Origin of the sequence: Pseudomonas sp. PSE1(2024) (genome assembly GCF_050990555.1) — a bacterium.
Classification (GTDB): Bacteria; Pseudomonadota; Gammaproteobacteria; order Pseudomonadales; family Pseudomonadaceae; genus Aquipseudomonas; species Aquipseudomonas aphyarum.
Genome location: NZ_CP158967.1, coordinates 422,402 through 444,123 on the forward strand (window position 1 = coordinate 422,402; position 21,722 = coordinate 444,123).

The 21,722-nt window shown below is 61.6% G+C and carries 22 protein-coding genes; 10 read left to right on the forward strand and 12 right to left on the reverse strand.

Annotated elements, in window-relative coordinates; genetic code table 11:
• Positions 1–94: 94 nt before the first annotated feature.
• The 7 genes from pip to ABTV87_RS01900 all read left to right on the forward strand — a co-directional run bounded on the left by pip (position 95) and on the right by ABTV87_RS01900 (position 9,072).
• On the forward strand, positions 95–1,066 hold the full coding sequence (pip, locus tag ABTV87_RS01870; protein ID WP_007952436.1) for a prolyl aminopeptidase: 972 nt from the start codon (positions 95–97) through the stop codon (positions 1,064–1,066).
• A complete protein-coding gene (gene dtd / locus ABTV87_RS01875) occupies positions 1,063–1,500 on the forward strand; it encodes a D-aminoacyl-tRNA deacylase (RefSeq protein WP_064592873.1) in 438 nt (145 codons plus the stop codon). The genes pip and dtd overlap by 4 nt, the downstream gene beginning before the upstream one ends.
• Before the next feature lie 321 nt (positions 1,501–1,821).
• On the forward strand, positions 1,822–3,636 hold the full coding sequence (locus ABTV87_RS01880; protein WP_085608516.1) for a glucan biosynthesis protein G: 1,815 nt from the start codon (positions 1,822–1,824) through the stop codon (positions 3,634–3,636).
• A complete protein-coding gene (gene mdoH / locus ABTV87_RS01885) occupies positions 3,629–6,199 on the forward strand; it encodes a glucans biosynthesis glucosyltransferase MdoH (RefSeq protein ID WP_433898918.1) in 2,571 nt (856 codons plus the stop codon). Before ABTV87_RS01880 ends, mdoH begins: the two co-directional genes overlap by 8 nt.
• Before the next feature lie 247 nt (positions 6,200–6,446).
• Positions 6,447–7,244 (forward strand): transporter substrate-binding domain-containing protein, encoded by a 798-nt coding sequence (locus ABTV87_RS01890; protein WP_039772466.1) that lies wholly within the window; start codon positions 6,447–6,449, stop codon positions 7,242–7,244.
• Positions 7,245–7,385: 141 nt separating this feature from the next.
• Positions 7,386–8,345 (forward strand): amino acid ABC transporter permease, encoded by a 960-nt coding sequence (locus tag ABTV87_RS01895; RefSeq protein ID WP_007952431.1) that lies wholly within the window; start codon positions 7,386–7,388, stop codon positions 8,343–8,345.
• Complete coding sequence (locus tag ABTV87_RS01900; RefSeq protein ID WP_085608399.1) at positions 8,338–9,072, forward strand: amino acid ABC transporter ATP-binding protein; 735 nt, start codon at positions 8,338–8,340, stop codon at positions 9,070–9,072. The genes ABTV87_RS01895 and ABTV87_RS01900 overlap by 8 nt, the downstream gene beginning before the upstream one ends.
• 168 nt (positions 9,073–9,240) lie before the next feature.
• On the opposite strand, the gene ABTV87_RS01905 is transcribed toward ABTV87_RS01900, so the two are convergent.
• From ABTV87_RS01905 to ubiE, 10 genes are all read right to left on the reverse strand, one after another.
• Positions 9,241–11,157 (reverse strand): methyl-accepting chemotaxis protein, encoded by a 1,917-nt coding sequence (locus tag ABTV87_RS01905; RefSeq protein WP_085608400.1) that lies wholly within the window; start codon positions 11,155–11,157, stop codon positions 9,241–9,243.
• Between the two features lie 91 nt (positions 11,158–11,248).
• Positions 11,249–11,956, reverse strand: coding sequence for a 16S rRNA (uracil(1498)-N(3))-methyltransferase (locus ABTV87_RS01910; RefSeq protein WP_127796664.1), 708 nt, complete (start codon positions 11,954–11,956; stop codon positions 11,249–11,251).
• Complete coding sequence (tatC, locus tag ABTV87_RS01915; RefSeq protein WP_007952425.1) at positions 11,953–12,741, reverse strand: twin-arginine translocase subunit TatC; 789 nt, start codon at positions 12,739–12,741, stop codon at positions 11,953–11,955. Before tatC ends, ABTV87_RS01910 begins: the two co-directional genes overlap by 4 nt.
• On the reverse strand, positions 12,738–13,184 hold the full coding sequence (gene tatB, locus ABTV87_RS01920) for a Sec-independent protein translocase protein TatB (RefSeq protein ID WP_085608403.1): 447 nt from the start codon (positions 13,182–13,184) through the stop codon (positions 12,738–12,740). The genes tatC and tatB overlap by 4 nt, the downstream gene beginning before the upstream one ends.
• 10 nt (positions 13,185–13,194) lie before the next feature.
• Positions 13,195–13,473, reverse strand: coding sequence for a twin-arginine translocase TatA/TatE family subunit (locus tag ABTV87_RS01925; protein ID WP_007952423.1), 279 nt, complete (start codon positions 13,471–13,473; stop codon positions 13,195–13,197).
• A gap of 25 nt (positions 13,474–13,498) precedes the next feature.
• The gene (locus ABTV87_RS01930) at positions 13,499–13,831 is read right to left on the reverse strand and encodes a phosphoribosyl-ATP diphosphatase (protein ID WP_007952422.1); all 333 of its coding nucleotides are present in this window, start codon (positions 13,829–13,831) and stop codon (positions 13,499–13,501) included.
• The gene (hisI, locus tag ABTV87_RS01935; RefSeq protein WP_007909357.1) at positions 13,824–14,225 is read right to left on the reverse strand and encodes a phosphoribosyl-AMP cyclohydrolase; all 402 of its coding nucleotides are present in this window, start codon (positions 14,223–14,225) and stop codon (positions 13,824–13,826) included. Before hisI ends, ABTV87_RS01930 begins: the two co-directional genes overlap by 8 nt.
• A gap of 80 nt (positions 14,226–14,305) precedes the next feature.
• Positions 14,306–15,910 carry a ubiquinone biosynthesis regulatory protein kinase UbiB gene (gene ubiB / locus ABTV87_RS01940; RefSeq protein ID WP_221533646.1) on the reverse strand — a complete coding sequence of 535 codons (1,605 nt, stop codon included), beginning with the start codon at positions 15,908–15,910 and terminating at the stop codon, positions 14,306–14,308.
• A complete protein-coding gene (locus ABTV87_RS01945) occupies positions 15,907–16,530 on the reverse strand; it encodes a ubiquinone biosynthesis accessory factor UbiJ (protein ID WP_007952419.1) in 624 nt (207 codons plus the stop codon). The genes ubiB and ABTV87_RS01945 overlap by 4 nt, the downstream gene beginning before the upstream one ends.
• The gene (gene ubiE / locus ABTV87_RS01950) at positions 16,530–17,300 is read right to left on the reverse strand and encodes a bifunctional demethylmenaquinone methyltransferase/2-methoxy-6-polyprenyl-1,4-benzoquinol methylase UbiE (protein ID WP_007952418.1); all 771 of its coding nucleotides are present in this window, start codon (positions 17,298–17,300) and stop codon (positions 16,530–16,532) included. The genes ABTV87_RS01945 and ubiE overlap by 1 nt, the downstream gene beginning before the upstream one ends.
• Before the next feature lie 165 nt (positions 17,301–17,465).
• Between ubiE and ABTV87_RS01955 the strand changes: the two genes are divergently transcribed.
• The 3 genes from ABTV87_RS01955 (at position 17,466) to ABTV87_RS01965 (ending at position 19,299) form a co-directional block, all read left to right on the forward strand.
• Positions 17,466–17,741 carry a polyhydroxyalkanoic acid system family protein gene (locus ABTV87_RS01955; protein WP_007952417.1) on the forward strand — a complete coding sequence of 92 codons (276 nt, stop codon included), beginning with the start codon at positions 17,466–17,468 and terminating at the stop codon, positions 17,739–17,741.
• Between the two features lie 258 nt (positions 17,742–17,999).
• Positions 18,000–18,422 (forward strand): phasin family protein, encoded by a 423-nt coding sequence (locus ABTV87_RS01960; RefSeq protein WP_007952416.1) that lies wholly within the window; start codon positions 18,000–18,002, stop codon positions 18,420–18,422.
• A 10-nt stretch (positions 18,423–18,432) separates the two neighbouring features.
• On the forward strand, positions 18,433–19,299 hold the full coding sequence (locus ABTV87_RS01965; protein ID WP_115076253.1) for a phasin family protein: 867 nt from the start codon (positions 18,433–18,435) through the stop codon (positions 19,297–19,299).
• 69 nt (positions 19,300–19,368) lie between these two features.
• Here the strand turns inward: ABTV87_RS01965 and ABTV87_RS01970 are convergent, their stop codons facing one another.
• Entirely contained in the window at positions 19,369–19,989 is a 621-nt protein-coding gene (locus ABTV87_RS01970; protein ID WP_007952414.1) for a TetR/AcrR family transcriptional regulator, read from the reverse strand.
• Between the two features lie 28 nt (positions 19,990–20,017).
• On the reverse strand, positions 20,018–21,700 hold the full coding sequence (gene phaC, locus ABTV87_RS01975) for a class II poly(R)-hydroxyalkanoic acid synthase (RefSeq protein ID WP_433898919.1): 1,683 nt from the start codon (positions 21,698–21,700) through the stop codon (positions 20,018–20,020).
• Positions 21,701–21,722: the final 22 nt, after the last annotated feature.

A 21,722-nucleotide genomic window follows, 5' to 3' on the forward strand; every position in this document is an offset into this window, starting at 1 on the left:
GCATGCTCATTGACGTAAATCGGGTTTATGATGCCGGACGGCAGAATAATAGAAGTCCCCCCAGGGATGACCTCGACCCCTTACGGAGCGCGCAATGCAGACTTTGTTTCCGCAGATCAAACCTCACGCACGGCACGATCTGGCCGTCGATGACACCCATACACTGTACGTCGACGAAAGCGGTTCACCGGAAGGTTTGCCGGTGGTGTTCATCCACGGAGGTCCCGGCGCCGGGTGCGACGCCCAGAGTCGCCGCTACTTCGATCCGAACCTGTATCGCATTGTCACCTTCGACCAGCGCGGTTGCGGTCGTTCCACGCCCCACGCCAGCCTGGAAAACAACACCACCTGGGATCTGGTCGAAGACCTTGAGCGCATCCGCAAACACCTGGGCATCGACAAATGGGTGCTGTTCGGCGGTTCCTGGGGGTCGACCCTGGCGCTGGCGTACGCGCAGACCCACCCGGAGCGCGTGCATGGGCTGATCCTGCGCGGGATCTTTCTCTGCCGTCCGCAGGAAATCGAATGGTTCTACCAGGCTGGCGCCAGCCGTCTGTTCCCCGATTACTGGCAGGACTACCTCGCGCCGATTCCGCTGGACGAGCGCGATGACCTGCTCAGCGCTTTCCACAAACGCCTGACCGGCAACGACCAGATCGCCCAGATGCACGCAGCCAAAGCCTGGTCGACCTGGGAAGGGCGCACCGCGACCCTGCGTCCGAACCCGCTGGTGGTCGACCGTTTCTCCGAGCCGCAGCGCGCCTTGTCGATCGCGCGGATCGAATGCCACTACTTCACCAACAATGCGTTCCTTGAGCCAAACCAGCTGATCCGCGACATGGGCAAGATCGCCCATCTGCCAGGCGTGATCATCCATGGTCGCTACGACGTAATCTGCCCGCTCGACAACGCCTGGGAACTGCATCAGGCCTGGCCGAACAGCGAGCTGCAGGTGATCCGCGATGCCGGCCACGCCGCGTCCGAGCCGGGCATCACCGATGCACTGGTGCGCGCCGCCAGCAAAATGGCCCGTCGTCTGCTCGACCTGCCGCCCGAAGAAGCATGAAGGGGCTGTTGCAGCGCGTGAAAGGCGCGCGGGTCGAAGTGGCGGGCGAGGTGGTCGGCAGTGTCGATCAGGGTTTATTGGTGCTGGTGGCGGTCGAACCCGACGACACGCCGGCCAGCGCCGACAAACTTCTGCATAAGCTGCTTAACTATCGAGTGTTCAGTGACGCGGAGGGCAAGATGAATCTGTCCCTGGCGGATGTGGGCGGCGGGTTGCTGCTGGTCTCTCAGTTCACCCTCGCTGCCGACACCAAAAGCGGGTTGCGCCCGAGTTTCTCGACCGCCGCCCCTCCGGCGCTGGGTGAAGAATTATTCGACTATCTATTAAGCAAAGCGAAACAGATGCATGGCACAGTGGCATCAGGTAGATTCGGCGCGGATATGCAGGTGCACCTGGTCAACGATGGCCCGGTAACCTTCCTGTTACAGACATGAAAGCGCTTGAAACATCTTTTTAAGGGCTTTTCGACTGAAAACAGGGAATTTTCGCGATAAATACTTTGTTACCCCTGATGCGTTGTCACGCGGGCTACTAGATAATCGCGCGCTACGGGGATCAGCGTTCGTTGGTCCATTTTGACTTAGGTAGAGACTTGTCCGGATCCGATTGGGGAATCATTTTGACCCAGCGGAGTCGGAACAATGCTCGCCAACTTGGCAAGGGTGCCCTGAAAGGTCGGTTCTTTTGTACCGAATCCCTCACAGGCACTTCATCTGGCCGTTGGTTTATTGATCTGTTTTCGGCGAGGGTTGCTCGTGATTGTTAGTCCCTGTAATGCAGCAAAATTGTCTGCCAAACGCTTGCGCAGCGCTCTGGTAGCGGGCTCGGCAGTACTCTGCCTGCTCAGCGCCGGCCAGCTTTGGGCATTCAATCTTGACGATGTGTCGGCCAAGGCCAAAGAGCTGGCCGGGCAGAAGTTCGAAGCCCCGCGCAGCAACCTGCCGAACGAATTCCGTGAAATGAAATTCGCGGACTATCAGAAGATTCGTTTCCGCACCGAAAAAGCCGAATGGGCCGACCAGAAGAACCCGTTCAAGCTGTCCTTCTATCACCAGGGCATGCACTTCGATACGCCGGTGAAAATCAACGAAATCACCGCGAACACCGTCGAAGAGATCAAATACGATCCGAGCCGTTTCGATTTCGGCGACCTGCAGTTCGATCCGAAGGCCACCGAACAACTGGGCTATGCCGGTTTCCGTGTGCTGTACCCGATCAACAAGGCTGACAAGCAAGACGAAATCATGACCATGCTGGGCGCGAGCTACTTCCGCGTCGTCGGCAAGGGTCACACCTACGGTCTGTCGGCCCGTGGTCTGGCAATCGACACCGCTTTGCCGTCCGGCGAAGAATTTCCGCGTTTTCGCGAGTTCTGGATTCAGCAGCCGAAGCCGGGCGACAAGCACCTGGTGATCTTCGCCCTGCTGGATTCGCCACGTGCGACCGGCGCCTACCGTCTGATCCTGCGTCCGGGCAGCGACACCATTGTCGACGTCAAGGGCCAGATGTACCTGCGTGACAAGGTCGGCAAGCTCGGCATCGCGCCGCTGACCAGCATGTTCCTGTTCGGCGCCAACCAGCCGTCGAAAGTGCTCAACTACCGTCGTGAACTGCACGACTCCAGCGGTCTGTCGATCCATGCCGGCAACGGCGAGTGGATCTGGCGTCCGCTGAACAACCCTAAACATTTGGCTGTCAGCCAGTTCAGCGTCGAGAACCCGCGTGGTTTCGGTCTGCTGCAACGTGGCCGTGACTTCAGCCACTACGAAGACCTCGACGACCGCTACGACAAGCGCCCAAGCGCCTGGATCGAGCCGAAGGGCGACTGGGGCAAAGGCACCGTAGATCTGGTCGAGATCCCGACCGCCGACGAAACCAACGACAACATCGTTGCGTTCTGGAGCCCGGAAAAACTGCCGGAGCCTGGCCAGCCGCTGGACTTCGCCTACCGCATGCACTGGACCATCGACGAAGCCGCACTGCACGCGCCGGACAGCGCCTGGGTCAACCAGACCCTGCGCTCCACGGGTGACGTCAAGCAATCGAACCTGATCCGTCAGCCGGATGGCAGCGTTGCCTACCTGGTCGACTTCGAAGGCCCGTCTCTGGCCGCTTTGGCCCCGGATGCGGACGTTCGCAGCCAGGTCAGCGTTGGCGACAACGCCGAGCTGGTCGAGAACAGCGTGCGCTACAACCCTGAAACCAAGGGCTGGCGCCTGACCCTGCGGATGAAGATCAAGGACGCGAGCAAGTCCACCGAGATGCGCGCGGCTCTGGTTCAGCCAGTGGTGACCGCTGATCTGGCCAAGTCTTCGGTGCCGACGTCCAACTCGTCGGTAGCCAAAGCCGACAAGGTTGCCGCCAAGCAACAAGAGAAAGCCGACAAGGAAGCCAAGGCCGCCGAGGCCAAACAGGCCGACGCCAAGCCGGTTGCAGATGCCAAGGACAAGGCCAACAAAGACGCCAAGCAGCCAGCCGCTGCGGACGCGGCCCCAGCCACACCGGAATCGGCACCGACTGAAGAAGTCCTGACCGAGACCTGGAGCTATCAGTTGCCTGCCGATGAGTAACTCTCAAGTACAGCCAGAGACTCTGTCCGAGTACCTGGCGCATCTGCCGATGACCGACGAGCAGCGCGCGGAACTCGCGGGCTGCCGGTCCTTCAGCGAATTGCATGAACGCCTGTCGTCCAAGACCTTTGACGCTCCGACCGAAGCCGCCCAGGCTTCGGTGGGCAAGCGCCTGACCCTGAGCACCGCCGAAGAGCTGCAAGACGCGGAAATGCTGGTGCTCGACGCCAGCGGCCGGGTCAGCATGAAGGCCACGCCGCCGATCCGTCGGACCAAGGTCGTGCCGGAGCCGTGGCGCACCAACATTCTGGTGCGTGGCTGGCGCCGCCTGACCGGCCGGACCAACCCGCCGCAACCGCCGAAGGACGCCAACGTGCTGCCGGCGGCGCGCTGGCGCACGGTCGGTTCGATCCGTCGCTACATTCTGCTGGTGCTGATGCTGGGCCAGACCATCGTCGCCGGCTGGTACATGAAAGGCATCATGCCGTACCAGGGCTGGTCGTTCGTCGATCTGGAAGAAGTCCTGCATCAACCGCTGCTGCAAACCGCCACGCAAGTGCTGCCGTATGCGCTGCAGACCAGCATCCTGATCATGTTCGGGATTCTGTTCTGCTGGGTGTCGGCCGGTTTCTGGACCGCGCTGATGGGCTTCCTCGAATTGCTCACCGGCCACGATAAATACCGGATCTCCGGTAAAAGTGCCGGCAACGAGCCAATTCCGAAGGATGCGCGCACCGCACTGGTGATGCCGATCTGCAACGAAGACGTGCCTCGGGTGTTCGCCGGTCTGCGTGCGACCTTCGAGTCGGTCGCCGCTACCGGTGACCTGGACCGTTTCGACTTCTTCGTCCTCAGTGACAGTAACGACACCGACATCTGCGTTGCCGAGCAGCAGGCCTGGCTGGACGTCTGCCGCGAAGCCAAGGGTTTCGGCAAGATCTTCTATCGCCGCCGTCGCCGTCGCGTCAAACGCAAGAGCGGCAACCTCGACGACTTCTGCCGTCGCTGGGGTGGTGACTACAAGTACATGGTCGTACTCGACGCCGACTCGGTCATGAGCGGCGAGTGCCTGACCAGTCTGGTACGCCTGATGGAGGCCACTCCGGACGCCGGCATCATCCAGACCGCGCCGCGTGCTTCGGGCATGGACACGCTGTATGCCCGCATGCAGCAGTTCGCCACCCGCGTTTACGGTCCGCTGTTCACCGCCGGCCTGCACTTCTGGCAGCTGGGTGAATCCCACTACTGGGGTCACAACGCGATCATCCGCATGAAGCCGTTCATCGACCACTGCGCCCTGGCGCCGTTGCCGGGCAAGGGTGCGTTCTCCGGTGCGATCCTCTCTCACGACTTCGTTGAAGCTGCGCTGATGCGCCGTGCCGGCTGGGGCGTGTGGATTGCCTACGATCTGCCGGGCAGCTACGAAGAACTGCCGCCGAACCTGCTAGACGAACTCAAGCGTGACCGTCGCTGGTGCCACGGCAACCTGATGAACTTCCGTCTGTTCCTGGTAAAAGGCATGCACCCGGTGCACCGCGCGGTGTTCCTGACCGGCGTGATGTCTTACCTGTCGGCACCGCTGTGGTTCTTCTTCCTGGTGTTGTCGACCGCGCTGCTGGCGGTGAACACGCTGATGGAGCCGCAGTACTTCCTCGAACCGCGTCAGCTGTATCCGCTGTGGCCGCAATGGCACCCGGACAAGGCGATCGCGCTGTTCTCGACGACTATCGTGCTGCTGTTCCTGCCGAAGCTGTTGAGCATCATCCTGATCTGGGCCAAGGGCGCGAAAGAGTTCGGCGGCAAGTTCAAGGTGACCCTGTCGATGCTGCTGGAGATGCTGTTCTCCATGCTGCTGGCGCCGGTGCGGATGATTTTCCACACCCGTTTCGTTCTGGCCGCGTTCCTCGGCTGGGCCGCGACTTGGAACTCGCCGCAGCGTGACGACGACTCGACGCCATGGAGCGAAGCGGTCAAGCGTCACGGTCCGCAGACCCTGCTGGGCTTCTTCTGGGCGCTGCTGGTGATCTGGCTGAACCCAAGCTTCCTGTGGTGGCTGGTGCCGATCGTCGGTTCGCTGATGCTGTCGATTCCGGTGTCGGTGATTTCCAGTCGCGTCGGTCTGGGCCTCAAATCCCGTGACGAGAGCCTGTTCCTCATCCCCGAGGAATACAATCCGCCACAGGCGCTGCTGGCCACCGATCAGTACACCCACGAAAACCGCTGGCACGCGCTGAACGACGGCTTCGTCCGCGCCGTGGTCGATCCGCAGCAGAACGCCCTGGCGTGCTCGCTGGCGACCTCGCGTCACGGTGAGGCCGAGCCGATCGAATGGCTGCGCCAGGAACGTGTGCGTCACGCGATCAAGGTCGGCCCGGCCGGGCTGAACAACCATGATCGCCTGCAACTGCTGAGCGATCCGGTGGCCCTGGCCCGTCTGCACGAGCAGGTGTGGGCCGAAGGTCACGCCGAGTGGCTGGATGCATGGCGGGCTTCGGTGAAAGCCGACCCTCATGCACCGCTGCTGCCGCTCAAGCCGGTGAGCTTGCAGACGCAACCGGCCTGATGAAGAAACCCCGCGAAAGCGGGGTTTTTTTTGCCTGCCGATTACCGTCGCGGATCACTCGTTCCCACGCTCTGCGTGGGAATGCAGCCCGAGACGCTCTGCGTCCCATCCGGCACCAACCGATCAAAAAACCTTGTGCAAACGGACGAGTGCGTTAGCATCCGTCCCCGAATTGGCGCACCCGGACAATCTTGTCCATTTCTGTCGGTTTTCGCGCCGCAAACGCAATGGTTTTGGGGACTTGAAGATGAAGAAGTATCTGTCGATGCTGCTGGTCGGCGTCACGGCACTGGTTGCAGTCAATGCGGCGCAGGCCGGCGCAATCGATGACGCGGTCAAGCGCGGCTCGTTGAAAGTCGGTATGGATCCGACCTACATGCCGTTCGAAATGACCAACAAGCGCGGCGAAATCATCGGTTTCGAAGTCGACATCCTCAAAGCCATGACCAAGGCCATGGGCGTCAAGCTGGAGCTGGTCTCCACCGGTTACGACGGGATCATCCCGGCGTTGATGACCGACAAGTTCGACATGATCGGCAGTGGCATGACCCTGACCCAGGAACGCAACCTGCGCCTGAACTTCAGCGAACCGTTCATCGTGGTCGGCCAGACCCTGCTGATCCGTAAAGAGCTGGAAGGCACCATCAAGTCCTATAAAGACCTGAACACCGCCGATTACCGCATCACCTCCAAGCTGGGCACCACCGGCGAGATGGTCGCCAAGAAGCTGATCTCCAAGGCCAAGTACCACGGCTACGACAACGAGCAGGAAGCCGTGCTCGACGTGGTCAACGGCAAGGCTGACGCCTTCATCTACGACGCGCCGTACAACGTCGTTGCAGTGAACAAGGTCGGCGCCGGCAAACTGGTGTTCCTCGACAAGCCGTTCACCTACGAGCCGCTGGCCTTCGGTCTGAAGAAGGGTGACTACGACAGCATCAACTTCATCAACAACTTCCTGCACCAGATCCACGAAGACGGCACCTACGATCGCATCCATGACAAGTGGTTCAAGAGCACCGAGTGGCTCAAGGACATGGAATAACACCCGCTCGCCGATCGTTCCCACGCTCTGCGTGGGAACGCCGCCCGGGACGCTCCGCGTCCCTTCGCAAGCGTGACGCAGAGCGTCACAGGATGCATTCCCACGCAGAGCGTGGGAACGAGCGAATCAGAGAAACATTCAATGAAACAGAAAAAAGCCCAATGGCCCTGGCACGTCCTGACCGTGCTGGTGCTGGTCGGCCTGGCCGGCGCGCTGTATTACGCCACGTCGCTGATGTCCTATGAATGGCGCTGGAATCGTGTGCCGCAGTACTTCGCCTATCAGGCCGAGGAAACCCAGCGCGCGACCGACATTTCCACCGTCAGCGAACTGGTGCGCAAGGGCGGCAGCGCGCAGGTCACTCTGCGCAACGATGCCGGTGACGAGCAGCACCTGACCGTCGACGAAAACAGCCTGCAATTCGCTCAGGGCGACGATGTGGCCGAAGGCGACGTCGTGGGCGTGACGCGGCATTGGGCGGCAGGTCCACTGTTGTGGGGCCTGTGGACCACGCTTTGGCTGTCGGTGGTGTCCGGCGTGCTGGGCTTGCTGATCGGTCTGGCCACCGGGCTGTGCCGGCTGTCGAGCAACCCGACCCTGCGCGACCTGTCGACGATTTATGTCGAACTGGTGCGCGGCACGCCGCTGCTGGTGCAGATCTTCATTTTCTATTTCTTCATCGGCACGGTGATGAACCTGTCCCGGGAATTCGCCGGGATCGCCGCGCTGTCGCTGTTCACCGGCGCCTACGTGGCGGAAATCATCCGTTCCGGCGTCCAGTCGATTGCTCGTGGCCAGAACGAAGCGGCGCGTTCGCTGGGTCTGAGCGCCGGCCAGTCGATGCGTCATGTGGTGCTGCCGCAAGCGTTCAAGCGCGTGCTGCCACCGTTGGCCGGGCAGTTCATCAGTCTGGTCAAAGACACCTCGCTGGTGTCGGTGATCGCCATCACCGAGCTGCTGAAAAGCGGTCGTGAAGTCATCACCACGTCGTTCTCGCCGTTCGAGATCCTGTTCTGCGTCGCCGGCCTATACCTGTTGATCAACCTGCCGCTGTCGAAAATCGCCAGCCGGCTTGAGCGGAGGCTCGCGCAAAGTGATTGAAGTCCGCGATCTGGTAAAAGTCTTCGACACCCGTGGGCAAGTGGTGCGCGCGGTGGATAACGTCAGCACGTCCGTCGCCAAGGGTGAAGTGCTGGTGGTGATCGGCCCGTCCGGTTCCGGCAAGTCGACGTTCCTGCGTTGCCTCAATGGTCTGGAAGAATTCGATTCCGGCTCGGTGAGCATCGACGGCCTGCAACTGGCCGACCCGAAAACCGACGTCAACGCCTACCGCCGCGAAGTCGGCATGGTGTTCCAGCATTTCAATCTGTTCCCGCACATGACCGTGCTGGAAAACCTGTGCCTGGCGCAGAAAGTCGTGCGCAAGCGCGGCCAGAAGGAAAGCGAGGCCAAGGCTCTGGCATTGCTGGAGAAGGTCGGCATCGCCCAGAAGGCCCGCGAATATCCATCGCGCCTGTCCGGCGGTCAGCAGCAGCGCGTGGCGATTGCCCGGGCGCTGGCGATGGATCCGAAGGTCATGCTGTTCGACGAACCGACCTCGGCCCTCGACCCGGAAATGGTCGGCGAGGTGCTGGACGTGATGAAGAACCTGGCCGTGGAAGGCATGACCATGGTCTGCGTGACCCACGAAATGGGCTTCGCCCGGGAAGTGGCGGATCGGGTACTGTTCTTCGATCACGGCAAACTGCTGGAAGACGCCTCGCCGTCAGAGTTCTTCGATGCACCGAAGGATCCGCGAGCCCAGGCGTTCCTGCGGCAAGTCCTCTAAACGCAGGGCAAAAAAAACGCAGCCACAGGCTGCGTTTTTTTATCACTGATCATTCCCACGCTCTGCGTGGGAATGCCGCCCAGGACGCTCTGCGTCCCTTCGCAAGCGTGACGCGGAGCGTCACAGGATGCATTCCCACGCGGAGCGTGGGAACGATCGGGCGTCCACTTACACCTTGAACCGGCCCACCAGCGTTTGCAGGTGAGTGCCCAAACGCGCCAGCTCGACGCTGGAGGCCGCCGTCTCTTCACTGGCCGCCGAGGTCTGGTCCGAGACATCCCGCACGTTCAGCACGCTGCGGTTGATCTCTTCGGCCACGGCGCTCTGCTGCTCGGCCGCCGCGGCGATCTGCTGGTTCATCGCCTGAATCGCCGAGACGGTGCGGGTGATGCTTTCCAGCGAACCACCGGCACGCCGGGTCAGCTCGACGCTGCTGTCGGTCAGGGTGCGGCTGTTGTCCATGATCGTCGCCACTTGCTGGGTGCCGTTCTGCAGACCGACGATCAGCTCTTCGATCTCTTCCGTGGACTTCTGAGTGCGCTGGGCCAGGCTGCGGACTTCGTCGGCAACCACCGCAAAGCCGCGACCGGCTTCACCGGCACGAGCGGCCTCGATGGCCGCGTTGAGGGCCAGCAGGTTGGTTTGCTGGGCCACGGACTTGATCACGTCAAGCACGCTGCCGATCTTGTCGCTTTCGCGCTTGAGCTCGCCCATGGCCTCGGTGGAGTGGCCGACTTCTGCAGCCAGACGTTCGATCTGGGCGATCGCTTCGCCAACCACCTTGTCGCCTTCACGGGCCTGCTGGTCGGCGGCGACCGCTGCTTCCGAAGCTTCCTCGGCGTTGCGCGCGACTTCCTGCACGGTGGCGGCCATTTCGTTCATGGCGGTCGCGACCTGGTCGGTCTCGATTTTCTGATTGTTCACGCCGGCGCTGGTCTGCTCGGTCACGGCCGACAGTTCTTCGGCGGCGCTGGCGATCTGGGTCACGCCGTCGCTGATCCCGCCGATCAATTCGCGCAGGCCTTGAGTCATGCTCTGCATCGAGCGTTGCAGTTGGCCGAGTTCGTCGCGGCGCAGGGACACCAGGTTGTGGGTCAGATCACCGGCGGCCACGCGCTCGGCAACTTTCAGGGTTTGCTCCAGCGGAATGATGATCTGGCGGGTGATCGCCCAAGCGGCGAGCAGGCCGAAAGCCACGGCCAGCAGAGTGGCGATCAGCAGCTGGTTCTTGGCGCTGGCAGCATCGGTGTCGCGGACGATGGTCTGGGACACCGTGAGTTTCTTGCTGACATCGAGCAGGATGTCACCCTGGGCCGACATGCGGGCCAGCGCCTTGGCATTGTTCACCTGGGAGTCGCGGAACTGGCTGACGGCAGCGCGGTAAGCCTTCAGCGATTCGGTGGCCTGCTGCAGGTTGGCGATGTGTTGCTCGGGCAGTTTGCTCGGCAGGCTTTCCAGATTGTTCAGGGCGGCGGCGATGGCATCCAGCGCCGGTTGTTCGGCTTCGGCCTTGCCGCTGTAGGTGTAGCCGCGCACCTGATAGCGCGCCTGCTGCAGCAGTTTGCTCAGCTCGATCACGCTGTTGAATTGCGCGACGCTGTCGCCTTGCAGCAGTGATTTCTCGACTTCGCTGACCTTGGCCACGGCGTTATCGGCGCTGGCGCCGAGTTTGCTGCGGGCGTCTTCACGCTGCACGGTGGCCTGGGTCATGTCGCCAAAGGCGCGTTTGTACTCGGCAACCGCCGCCAGTTGCTGATCGATCATGGCCACGTCGGACGGTTGCTCGATCATGCCGCGAGCGCTTTGCAGGCCGGCGTCGAGTTTGCCGAGCAGGTCGTTGACCGCACCGGGGCCCTGTTCGCCACGGCGGGCTTCATAGTCCAGGCGCGCCAGGCGCAGGTCCTTGGTCAGCTCGTTGAGGCTGGAGATGAAGCCGAGTTTGTCGCCCCGGCTGATGATGCCGCTCATGCCGGTCCAGCCGGTGAAGGTGATCAACAGGGTCAGCAGCAGCACCAGGCCGAAACCGATTCCAAGCTTACGTTTGACGCTGACGTTTCCAAGACTCTCGGCTAACCAACGGTACATGCGACGACTCCCTCGGACCACTAATTGGACTTATGGGGAGGGTATCGGCCGCATGATGGCAATCTGTAACGCCTTTTGTCTGGCGAAGACTTCAGAACAGCCGGGCGAGCAGCGCGGTGACGGCGGTTTCGACCCGCAGGATTCGCTCGCCAAGCTGCACCGGTTGCAGCCCGGCCTTGGCCAGCAGATCGATTTCGTAGGGAATCCAGCCACCCTCGGGGCCGATGGCCAGGGTCACCGGTTCGCTCAGGGCACGCGGGCAGGGCGGGAAGTTGCCCGGATGGCCGACCAGGCCGAGGGTGCCGTCGGTGATGGCCGGCAGGCGGTCTTCGACGAACGGCTTGAAGCGCTTCTCGATGATGATTTCCGGCAGCACCGTATCCCGGGCCTGTTCGAGGCCGAGGATCAGTTGTTCGCGGATCGCTTCCGGTTCGAGGAACGGCGTCTGCCAGAAGCTTTTCTCGACCCGGTAGCTGTTGACCAGAATCACCTTCGACACGCCCATGGTCGCCACGGTCTGGAACACCCGGCGCAGCATCTTCGGGCGGGGCAGGGCGAGTACCAGGGTCAGCGGCAGTTTGGCCGGCGGCGGTTGATCGAGGGTGACCCGCAGTTCGGCTTCGCCTGCTTCCAGGCGCAGCAGCTCGGCCGAGCCCATCAACCCGTTGATGCGCCCGACCCGCAGGCTGTCGCCGACTTCCGAGCGGTGGACTTCCTGCATGTGAGTCAGGCGCCGATCACGCAGCACGACGCGGTCGGCCGCGATGAAGTCGGCCTCTTCGAGCAGCAGCAGGTTCATGGCTGAGTCGCTGGCGGCTGGTCGTTGTGGTCGTCGGCGGTTTCTTCCGGGCGCTCGCGCTTGCTGACCAGACTGCCGAACAGGATGCCGACTTCGAACAGCATCCACATCGGCACGGCCAGCAGGGTCTGGGAGAAGATGTCCGGCGGGGTCAGGATCATGCCGACCACGAAGCAGCCGATGATCACGTACGGACGGATCTTCTTCAGGTATTTGACGTCGACCACACCGATCCACACCAGCAGCACCACGGCCACCGGGATTTCGAACGCCACGCCGAAGGCGAAAAACAGCGTCATGACGAAATCGAGGTAACTGGTGATGTCGGTCATCATTTCCACGCCGGCCGGGGTGGCGGAGGCGAAGAATTTGAAGATCAGCGGGAACACGAAGAAGTAGGCGAACGCCATGCCGGTGTAGAACAGCAGGATGCTGGAGATCAGCAACGGTACCGCGACACGCTTCTCGTGCTTGTACAGGCCCGGTGCGATGAAGCCCCAGATCTGATGCAGGATCACCGGAATCGCCAGGAACAGCGAGACCATCATCGTCAGTTTCAGCGGCGTCAGGAACGGCGACGACACGTCGGTGGCGATCATCGTCGCGCCGGCCGGCAGGTATTCACGCAGCGGCGTCGAGACGAAGGTGTAGATCTGCTGGGTGAAGGCAAACAGCCCGGCGAAGATGATGAAGATCGCCGCCACGCAACGCAGCAGGCGGGTGCGCAACTCGGTGAGGTGCGAAACCAGCGGCATGTGCTGGTCGTTTTCGGGGAGATCGCTCATGGGGCTCGCGGCGGCAGAGTGGTGTCGTGAGGCGCTGGTGTGGTCGGCGCGGCGGTTGGAGCTACGTGTTCAACCGGGGCTGGCGCGACGACAGGCGCTGGTTCGGTTGGCGCTACAGCAGGTGCCACAGGCGTTGGAGCTGCAGGGCTGTGAATCGTCTGCTCACCCACGTGCTCGACCGGCGTCGGCTCCTGCTGAACCGGCGTGAAAATCTTCCGCGCCTCCTGCTCCAGCGACAGGATGTGCTCGTTGTGCAGTTGCCGACGGATTTCGTCGGCACCGATTTCACGCTCAACTTCCTGTTTGATCGCGTTGAAGCTGCGCTTCAGCCGTCCGACCCACAGGCCGGCGGTGCGCGCAGCGCCCGGCAGACGCTCGGGACCCAGCACCAGCAGGGCAACGAGGCCGACGAGCAGCAGTTCAGAGAAGCTGATACCAAACATTAGTCAGTGCTCACACGTCTTTGCGGATCGGCTCTTCGACTTTCTGCGCCTGCACGTCGATGGTGTGCGGCGGGTTGGCCTGAGCGGTGGCTTGCGGCTGAACCGGTGGAACCGGCTGCGCAGGCGTGACGGTCGGATCGGCCGGTTTTTCGTCGTCGTTCATGGCTTTACGGAAGCCCTTGATCGATTCGCCGACGTCGGTGCCGAGGTTTTTCAGTTTCTTGGTACCGAACACCAGTACCACGACCACCAGGATGACGATCCAGTGTTTCCAGTCAAAAATGCCCATGTTGCTGTTCCTCTCTAATAGTTGTTCAGGCGGACGGGCGCGAGGCTTTCTCGACGTGTCCGGACAGGCCGAAACGGCGATCCAGTTCATCCAGCACTGCCTGCGGATGCTGCCCCAGCTGGGCGAGCATGACCATGCTGTGGAACCACAGGTCGGCGGTCTCGTAGATCACGTCGCTGCAGTCGCCGCTGACGGCGGCGTCCTTGGCGGCGATGATCGTTTCGACCGATTCTTCGCCGACTTTCTCCAGAATCTTGTTCAGACCCTTGTGATACAGGCTGGCGACATACGAGCTGTCGGCGGCTGCGCCCTTGCGCTCTTCCAGCACCTGAGCAAGGCGGGTCAGGGTGTCACTCATGTTTGTGTCCTGCGGAGTAAATAGCGTGCGGGTCTTTCAGGACCGGGTCGACCGTTTTCCAGTCGCCGTTTTCGAAGACGCGGTAGAAGCAGCTTTGACGGCCGGTATGGCAAGCGATGTCGCCGATCTGTTCGACCATCAGGATGATGACGTCGGCGTCGCAGTCCAGACGCATTTCATGCAGCGTCTGTACGTGGCCGGATTCTTCGCCCTTGCGCCACAGCTTGCCACGGGAACGTGACCAATAGATGGCACGGTTTTCCGCCGCGGTCAGCTCCAGGGCTTCGCGGTTCATCCAGGCCATCATCAATACGCGTCCGGTCTTGTGATCCTGGGCAATCGCCGGCACCAGGCCATCGGCGTCCCACTTGATCTCGTCCAGCCAGTTTTTCATCTTCGACTCCGACAGCGAACCCACACTTCAATAGTCGGGTTCAGGCGTTGAAACAGTGTGCCAGCCGATCACGGAACTGGCTATCGGCGAACGACCAGATACAAGCCGACTGCCACCATGATTCCGGCGGGCCAATGCCCCAGTTCGTGCATCGGGCCCCCGGCGGCGAGGATCGTACCGCCCGCCAGATGGGCGCTGCCGAGCAGGCGCAGGAACCAGTCGTCCTTGCGTTTTTTCCATGGTGGCGGCGGGTCGTTGGCGTGGGGCTGGGACATGCGTTCGAGCAGGTCGCGGGCCATGTTGGCCAGGTGCGGCAGTTGTTCGAACTGGCTCTGGACGTTGCCGATCAAGGCTTTCGGGCTGACGCGCTCGCGCATCCAGCGTTCGAGGAACGGCTGTGCGGTGTTCCACAGATCGAGGTCCGGGTACAGCTGGCGGCCCAGGCCTTCGATGTTCAGCAGGGTCTTTTGCAGCAATACGAGTTGTGGCTGCACTTCCATGTTGAAGCGGCGCGCGGTCTGGAACAGGCGCATCAGCACCTGGCCAAATGAAATATCTTTTAATGGTTTTTCGAAGATCGGCTCGCACACGGTACGGATCGCCGCTTCGAATTCGTTGAGCTTGGTTTCCGCCGGTACCCAGCCCGAATCGATGTGCAATTGCGCCACGCGGCGGTAGTCGCGCTTGAAGAAGGCGAACAGGTTGCGCGCCAGGTAGTCCTGGTCTTCCGGGGTCAGACTGCCGACGATGCCGCAGTCGATCGCGATGTACTGCGGGCTCCACGGGTTGACGGTGCTGACGAAAATGTTGCCCGGGTGCATGTCGGCGTGGAAGAAACTGTCGCGGAACACCTGGGTGAAGAAGATCTCCACGCCGCGTTCGGCGAGCATCTTCATGTCGGTGCGCTGGTCGGCGAGGGTCGCCAGATCCGTCACCTGAATCCCGTAGATGCGCTCCATCACCAGCACTTTCGGCCGGCACCAGTCCCAATAGACTTGCGGCACGTAAAGCAGCGGCGAGCCTTCGAAGTTGCGCTTCAACTGGCTGGCGTTGGCCGCCTCGCGCAACAGATCGAGTTCGTCGTAGATGGTTTTTTCGTAGTCGCTGACCACGTCCACCGGGTGCAGCAGACGGGCGTCGGCGGAGACCTTTTCGGCGGCGCGGGCGAGGATGAACAGCCACGCCAGATCCTGGGCGATGATCGGCTTCAGGCCCGGGCGGATCACCTTGACCACCACTTCTTCACCGGTCTTCAGTTGCGCGGCGTGTACTTGCGCCACCGAGGCCGAGGCCAGCGGTTCGACGTCGAAGCGGCTGAACACTTCGCTGATCTTCTTGCCCAGTTGCTCTTCGATCAGCTTGACCGACAGCTGCGAATCGAACGGCGGCACGCGGTCCTGCAACCGCATCAGCTCATCGGCGATGTCTTCCGGCAGCAGGTCGCGGCGGGTCGAAAGGATCTGCCCGAACTTGATGAAGATCGGCCCCAGGTCCTGCAAGGCCAGGCGCAGGCGTGCGCCACGGCTCAGGTCCAGCGGCTTGCGCGGGAGCCAGCGCCACGGCAAGACGTAGCGCAGCGCCAGCAGGAACCACGGCAAAGGCAGGTCGAACAGCAGGTCATCGAGGCGGTAGCGGATCACGACGCGCTGGATGCGCAACAGACGGCGGACGGCGAGCAGCTTCATGCGTTATCGCTTGGGTCGAGGGATCGGGAAAGGCGCTCGAAGCGCGCCTCGAGACGTTCCAGATCGAGTTTGATCCGGTCCAGTTCGCTGAAGCGGGCTTCGGCTTCGCGCTGACCGACGAGGGTACGCGATTCTTCGGCCAGGTATTCGGCGAGGTTCTGGTTGAGGCTGGCAAATCCTTGTTGATACCAGCGGGCGCGGCTGCGCAGGTGACCGCCGACCAGTTGCGTGGCGACCGGGCCCAGCCAGCGCGAGAGTTCGTACTCCCAGTCCAGCTCCAGATCCTGCAGCACGCCCGCCAGCTCCAGCAGCACGCCGCTGTCACCGTCGAGTTCGACTTCCGGCGCGTGCAGCACCGCCGTCTTGTCCTTGCTCAGGGCCAGTTTCACCAGGCTCGAGGCCGGGGCGCGCAGGGTGCAGTCGACGCCGGTTTCCCAGTGGGATGCCAGCATCAGGCCTTCGTCGCTCGGCAGGATGAACAGTTGCAGCGCCGGGCTGCGGCAATCCACGGCAATCACTTTGCCGGTCAGATGCGCCAGTCGCGGCAGCGCCGTGCTGTCGAGACGCAGCACGCGGTTCAGGCCGAGTTCGACGCTGGCGAGCAGCCCGGTCAGCAGCATCAGGGTTTGATGCCGCGGTGCAGGGCGACGATGCCTGCGGTCATGTTGTGATAGGTCACGCGGTCGAAACCGGCGTCGACCATCATCGACTTCAGGGTTTCCTGATTCGGGTGCATGCGGATCGATTCGGCCAGGTAGCGATAGCTTTCCGAGTCATTGGTGATCAGCTTGCCCATCAGCGGCATGAAGGCGAACGAGTAGGCGTCGTAGGCCTTGGACATCAGCGCGTTGGTCGGCTTGGAGAATTCCAGCACCAGCAGGCGACCGCCCGGCTTGAGTACGCGCAGCATCGAACGCAGGGCGTCTTCCTTGTGCGTCACGTTGCGCAGGCCGAAGGCGATGGTCACGCAGTCGAAATGGTTGTCCGGGAACGGCAGCTTTTCAGCGTCGGCCTGAACGAACTCGACGTTGCCCGAAACACCGACATCCAGCAGGCGGTCACGACCGACCTTGAGCATGGATTCGTTGATGTCCGCGAGAACCACCTGACCGGTCGGGCCGACCAGGTGCGAGAATTTCTTGGTCAGGTCGCCCGTACCGCCGGCGATGTCCAGCACGCGGTTACCGGCGCGCACGCCCGACAGTTCGATCGCGAAACGCTTCCACAGACGGTGCATGCCGCCCGACAGAAGGTCGTTCATCAGGTCGTACTTGGCGGCCACGGAGTGGAACACCTCAGCGACTTTTTCCGCTTTCTGGCTTTCCGGAACGTTTTTGAAGCCGAAGTGAGTGGTGGGTTCGGCATCGCTGCCTTTGCGCTGATCAGTCATATCGCTGTCACCAAAAGAGAATGCGCGACATTCTAATCCCCAAGCCATGCTTTGTCTTGGAATGGCTAAAGGTAAGATGGGCAACCTTCGGGACGATTTGCCGCAGTGGCGGTCAAGATTCGTTGCAGGCATTCATAGCCCCATTCAAAAAGCAGGAGTCATTCAATGGCCCATATCAGTGTTGAGCGTGCCCACAGCCTGGGCAAGGAAGCAGCCCGCGAGAAAGCCGACAAACTGGCGCAGAAACTCTCCGATCAATATGGCCTGGAGCCGCAGTGGTCGGGCGATGTCCTGAACCTCAAACGGTCGGGCGTGAAGGGCGCGGTGCATGTGGCCGAGGATTCGATCCGGGTCGACGTGGAACTGGGCCTGATGATGTCGGCCATGAGCGGCATGATCAAAGCCGAGATCGAAAAGGCGCTGGATAAAGCGCTGGTCTGATTTCTGCCTGAAATGAAATCCCCCTGTGGGAGCGAGCTTGCTCCGGGCGGCGATCCGACGAATACGTTGTATCAGCCGACATTTCCGTGACTGACACACCGCATTCGCGAGCAAGCCCGCTCCCACATTTGTTTTGTGGTGTGCCCACCTGTTTATGTCAGTTGTTAGGGTGCCGTTTCTAATTTTTCTCCCTACTTTGTGCGTGAGCCCGACACTCGTCAGGGCAGTTCCTCAAACCTTCTGCGCGTGAGGTGCACCATGGCCAAAGTCATTTTGAAGAAAAAAATCGACGCTTCGACTTCCGCTCTGAGCGACGTCAAATCCTATGCCCGCAAGATCTGGCTGGCAGGCCTGGGTGCCTACACCAAGGTCGGTCAGGAGGGCAGCGAGTACTTTCAGGAGTTGATCAAGGCTGGTCAAACTGTTGAAAAGAAAGGCAAAAAAGCCGTCACCGAAAAACTCGAAGCGGCCAACGCCGAGATCGATGAAGCCAAGAGCGAAGTCAGCTCTTTCAAAGGCCGGGTCGAAGTTCAGCTCGACAAGGTCGAGAAGGCGTTCGACACGCGTGTCGCCAGTGCCTTGAATCGTATCGGCATTCCGTCTAAACATGACGTTGAGGCACTCTCTGCTAAGCTCGATGAGCTGACGGCATTGCTCGAACGCGTCGCGCGTAAATCTTAAGGAGAACGGGATGGCTGGTAAAAAGAACACCGATAAAGAAGGCAGCTCGTGGATCGGAAAAGTCGAAGACTATTCCCGCAAGATCTGGCTGGCTGGTTTAGGCGTGTACTCGAAGATCGACACTGACGGCAGCAAGCTCTTCGATACATTGGTCAAAGACGGCGAGAAAGCCGAGAAGCTCACCAAGGCTGCAGTCGGCAAGAAAGTCGATGCTGCCAAGGATTCTGCAAGCTCGGCAAAATCGCGTATCAGCGGCGTGAAAGATCGCGCGCTGGGCACCTGGGATCAGCTGGAAGGGGCTTTCGACAAGCGCCTGAACAGTGCGATTTCGCGCCTGGGCGTACCGAGCCGCAACGAGGTGAAGGATCTGCACAAGAAGGTCGATACCCTGACCAAGCAGATCGAAAAACTCACCGGCCTGAAAGCTCAGCCTGTCGCGGCCAAAACCGCAGCAGCCAAGCCTGCGGCCAAAACCGCTGCCAAGCCACTGGCTAAAGCCGCCGCCAAACCGGCCGCAAAACCTGCAGCCAAAACCGCTGCTGCCAAGCCTGCAGCGAAAGCCGCGGCCAAACCGGTTGCCGCCAAGGCCGCCGCCAAGCCGGCAGCAAAACCAGCTGCCAAACCTGCGGCCAAGCCAGCAGCGAAAACCGCTGCCGCCAAACCCGCTGCCAAGCCTGCCGCCAAACCGGCTGCGGCGAAGAAACCGGCAGTGAAAAAACCGGCCGCGCCGAAAGCCGCTGCGCCGAAACCAGCTGCGCCAAAACCGGTGACCACACCGCAAGCACTGGCAAGCACGTCGAACTCCGCCTCGGCTCCAACCCCGGCGCCTGCTCCGACTGCTGCATCGACTCCGTCGACGCCAACCAGTCAGTCCTGATTTTCAGGGCTCAAGAAAACGCCCGGCCTGTGAAGGTCGGGCGTTTTTGTTTGGGTAAAAGCCGTCGGATTACTCGTGATCTTCGAGATACTGCAAAGCCATCCTCTCCGTCGCCACCTTCACCGGCGGCAACAGATGCGGCGCCACCAGCATCATGATCTGGTACACCACCAGCCGCACTTCCCCTTCGCGATCAAGAATCCGCTGATAGTCCAGCGAGAACAGCAACGTCATGGTGATCTGCTCCACCAGTTGCCCCAGCGCCTGGGTGTCGCTGACCAACTGCCCCGACGCCTTCAGCCGCGCCAGCAATGATGCCAGCGTGCGCTTGAGCACGTTGAGGAACTGGCGAATGCCCTTGGCCAGTTTCGGCAGGCGTCCGGCCAGGTTCGACAGGTCCTGGAACAGGAAGCGGTACTGCGCCAGACGTTCGACGATCAGGTGCAGGAACAGCCAGTAATCCTCCGGCGCCAGTTCGACATCGGCGGGCGGGTCGAGCAGCGGGGCGAGGTCGTTCTGGAAGCGCTCGAACAGGCCGAGAATCAGCGGTTCCTTGCCGTGGAAGTGGTAGTAGAGGTTGCCGGGGCTGATCCCCATTTCATTGGCAACCTCCATGGTGGAGACGTTCGGCTCGCCCTTTTCATTGAACAACTGCAGGGCACATTCGAGGATCCGTTCGCTTGTTTTCATCCAGTCTTCTTAAAAGGGCTTGAGTCAGTCAGCGCACACGCACATAGGTGCCGGGTGCCGCTTCCATCGGTGGATAATTGGCGTTGCCGAGGGTCATCTGGGTTTCGTGCAGGGTGCCGGAGCGCTGCTGCACCCACTCCAGCCATTGCGGCCACCAGCTGCCGTCGACTTTCTTGGCGTCGTAGTACCAGGCGCGCGGATCACCGCTGAGCTTTCCGTTCTCGACGTAATTGGCTTTCGGGTTGCCCGGCGGGTTGAGGATGCTCTGCACGTGGCCGCTGTTGGACAGCACGAAGCGCCGCTCACCGCCCAGCAACAGCGTCGAGCGATACACCGCGTCCCACGGCGTGATGTGGTCGTTCATGCCGGCCACGCTGAAGCTGTCGACCGTGACCTTCTGCAGATCGATCGGCGTGCCGCACACTTCCAGGCCACCCGGATGGGTCAGCGGGTTGTGCTTGAAGAAGTCCAGAATGTCGCCATGAAACGCGGCGGGCAGGCGGGTGCTGTCGTTGTTCCAGTAGAGGATGTCGAACGCCGGCGGCTCCTTGCCCAACAGGTAGTTATTGACGAAATAACTCCAGATCAGATCGTTGGGGCGCATCCAGGCGAACACTTTGGCCATGTCGCGACCGTCCAGCACGCCTTTCTGATAGGAGCGCCGCTTGGCCGCTTCGAGCGTTTGCTCATCGGCGAACAGGGTGGCCGGGGTGTTCATTTCACTGTCGAGCAGGCTCACCAGATAGGTGGCGCTGGACACCCGCCGCAACTGCCGCTTGGCCTGCAGATGCCCTTGCAGCGCCGCAATGGTCAGCCCGCCGGCGCAGGCACCCATCAGGTTGACCTCGCGGGCACCGGTGATCGCCCGGCAGATGTTCATCGCTTCTTCCACGGCTTCGACGTAGGTCGACAGGCCCCATTCGCGATGGCGCACATCCGGGTTGCGCCAGCTGATCATGAAGGTCTGCAAGCCGTTCTTCAGCGCAAACTGGACGAAGCTGTTGCTCGGGCTGAGGTCGAAAATGTAGTACTTGTTGATTTGCGGCGGCACGACCAGCAGCGGTTTCGAATACTGCTTCTCGCTCATCGGCCGGTACTGGATCAGCTCGAGCATTTCGTTGCGAAACACCACCGAGCCGGTGGTGGTGGCGACGGTCTTGCCGACTTCGAAAGCCTGTTTGGTCACCTGGCGTGGCAGGCCGTCGTTGTGCAGCAGGTCGTCGATCAGATGGCTGAGACCGCGCACCAGACTGTGGCCGCCAGAGTTGAACAGCTCCTTGACCGCCAGCGGATTGAGCAGCGTGTTGGAAGGCGCCACGGCGTCGTTGAGCAGGGTGAAGGCGAAGTGCGCGCGGGCGCGGTCGTCGTCGCTCATGCTGCTCTCGTCGATCCAGCTCTTGACCTGTTTCTGCCAGGCCAGATAAGCCTGAAGGCTGCGCCGATAGAACGGGTTCAGGCTCCACGCCGGATCGGCGAAGCGGCTGTCCTGCGGATTGGTCGGGTGGAGGGTTTCGCCGAGCAGCACGCGTCCGAGCGCGCCTCCCAGCTTCAAGGCGTGTTTTGCACTGTGGATCGGATTGCGCAGCCCGTGGGCTGCCACGCTGCGCAAGGTCGAGATCAGGTCGCGGCCGCGCAGACCGGTCATGGCACTCTGTGCATTGATGAACACGGCGGGGCTGGGCACGACGCCCGTCGCTGGTTTGTCACGCATGACTCAACACTCCTTCGTCTTC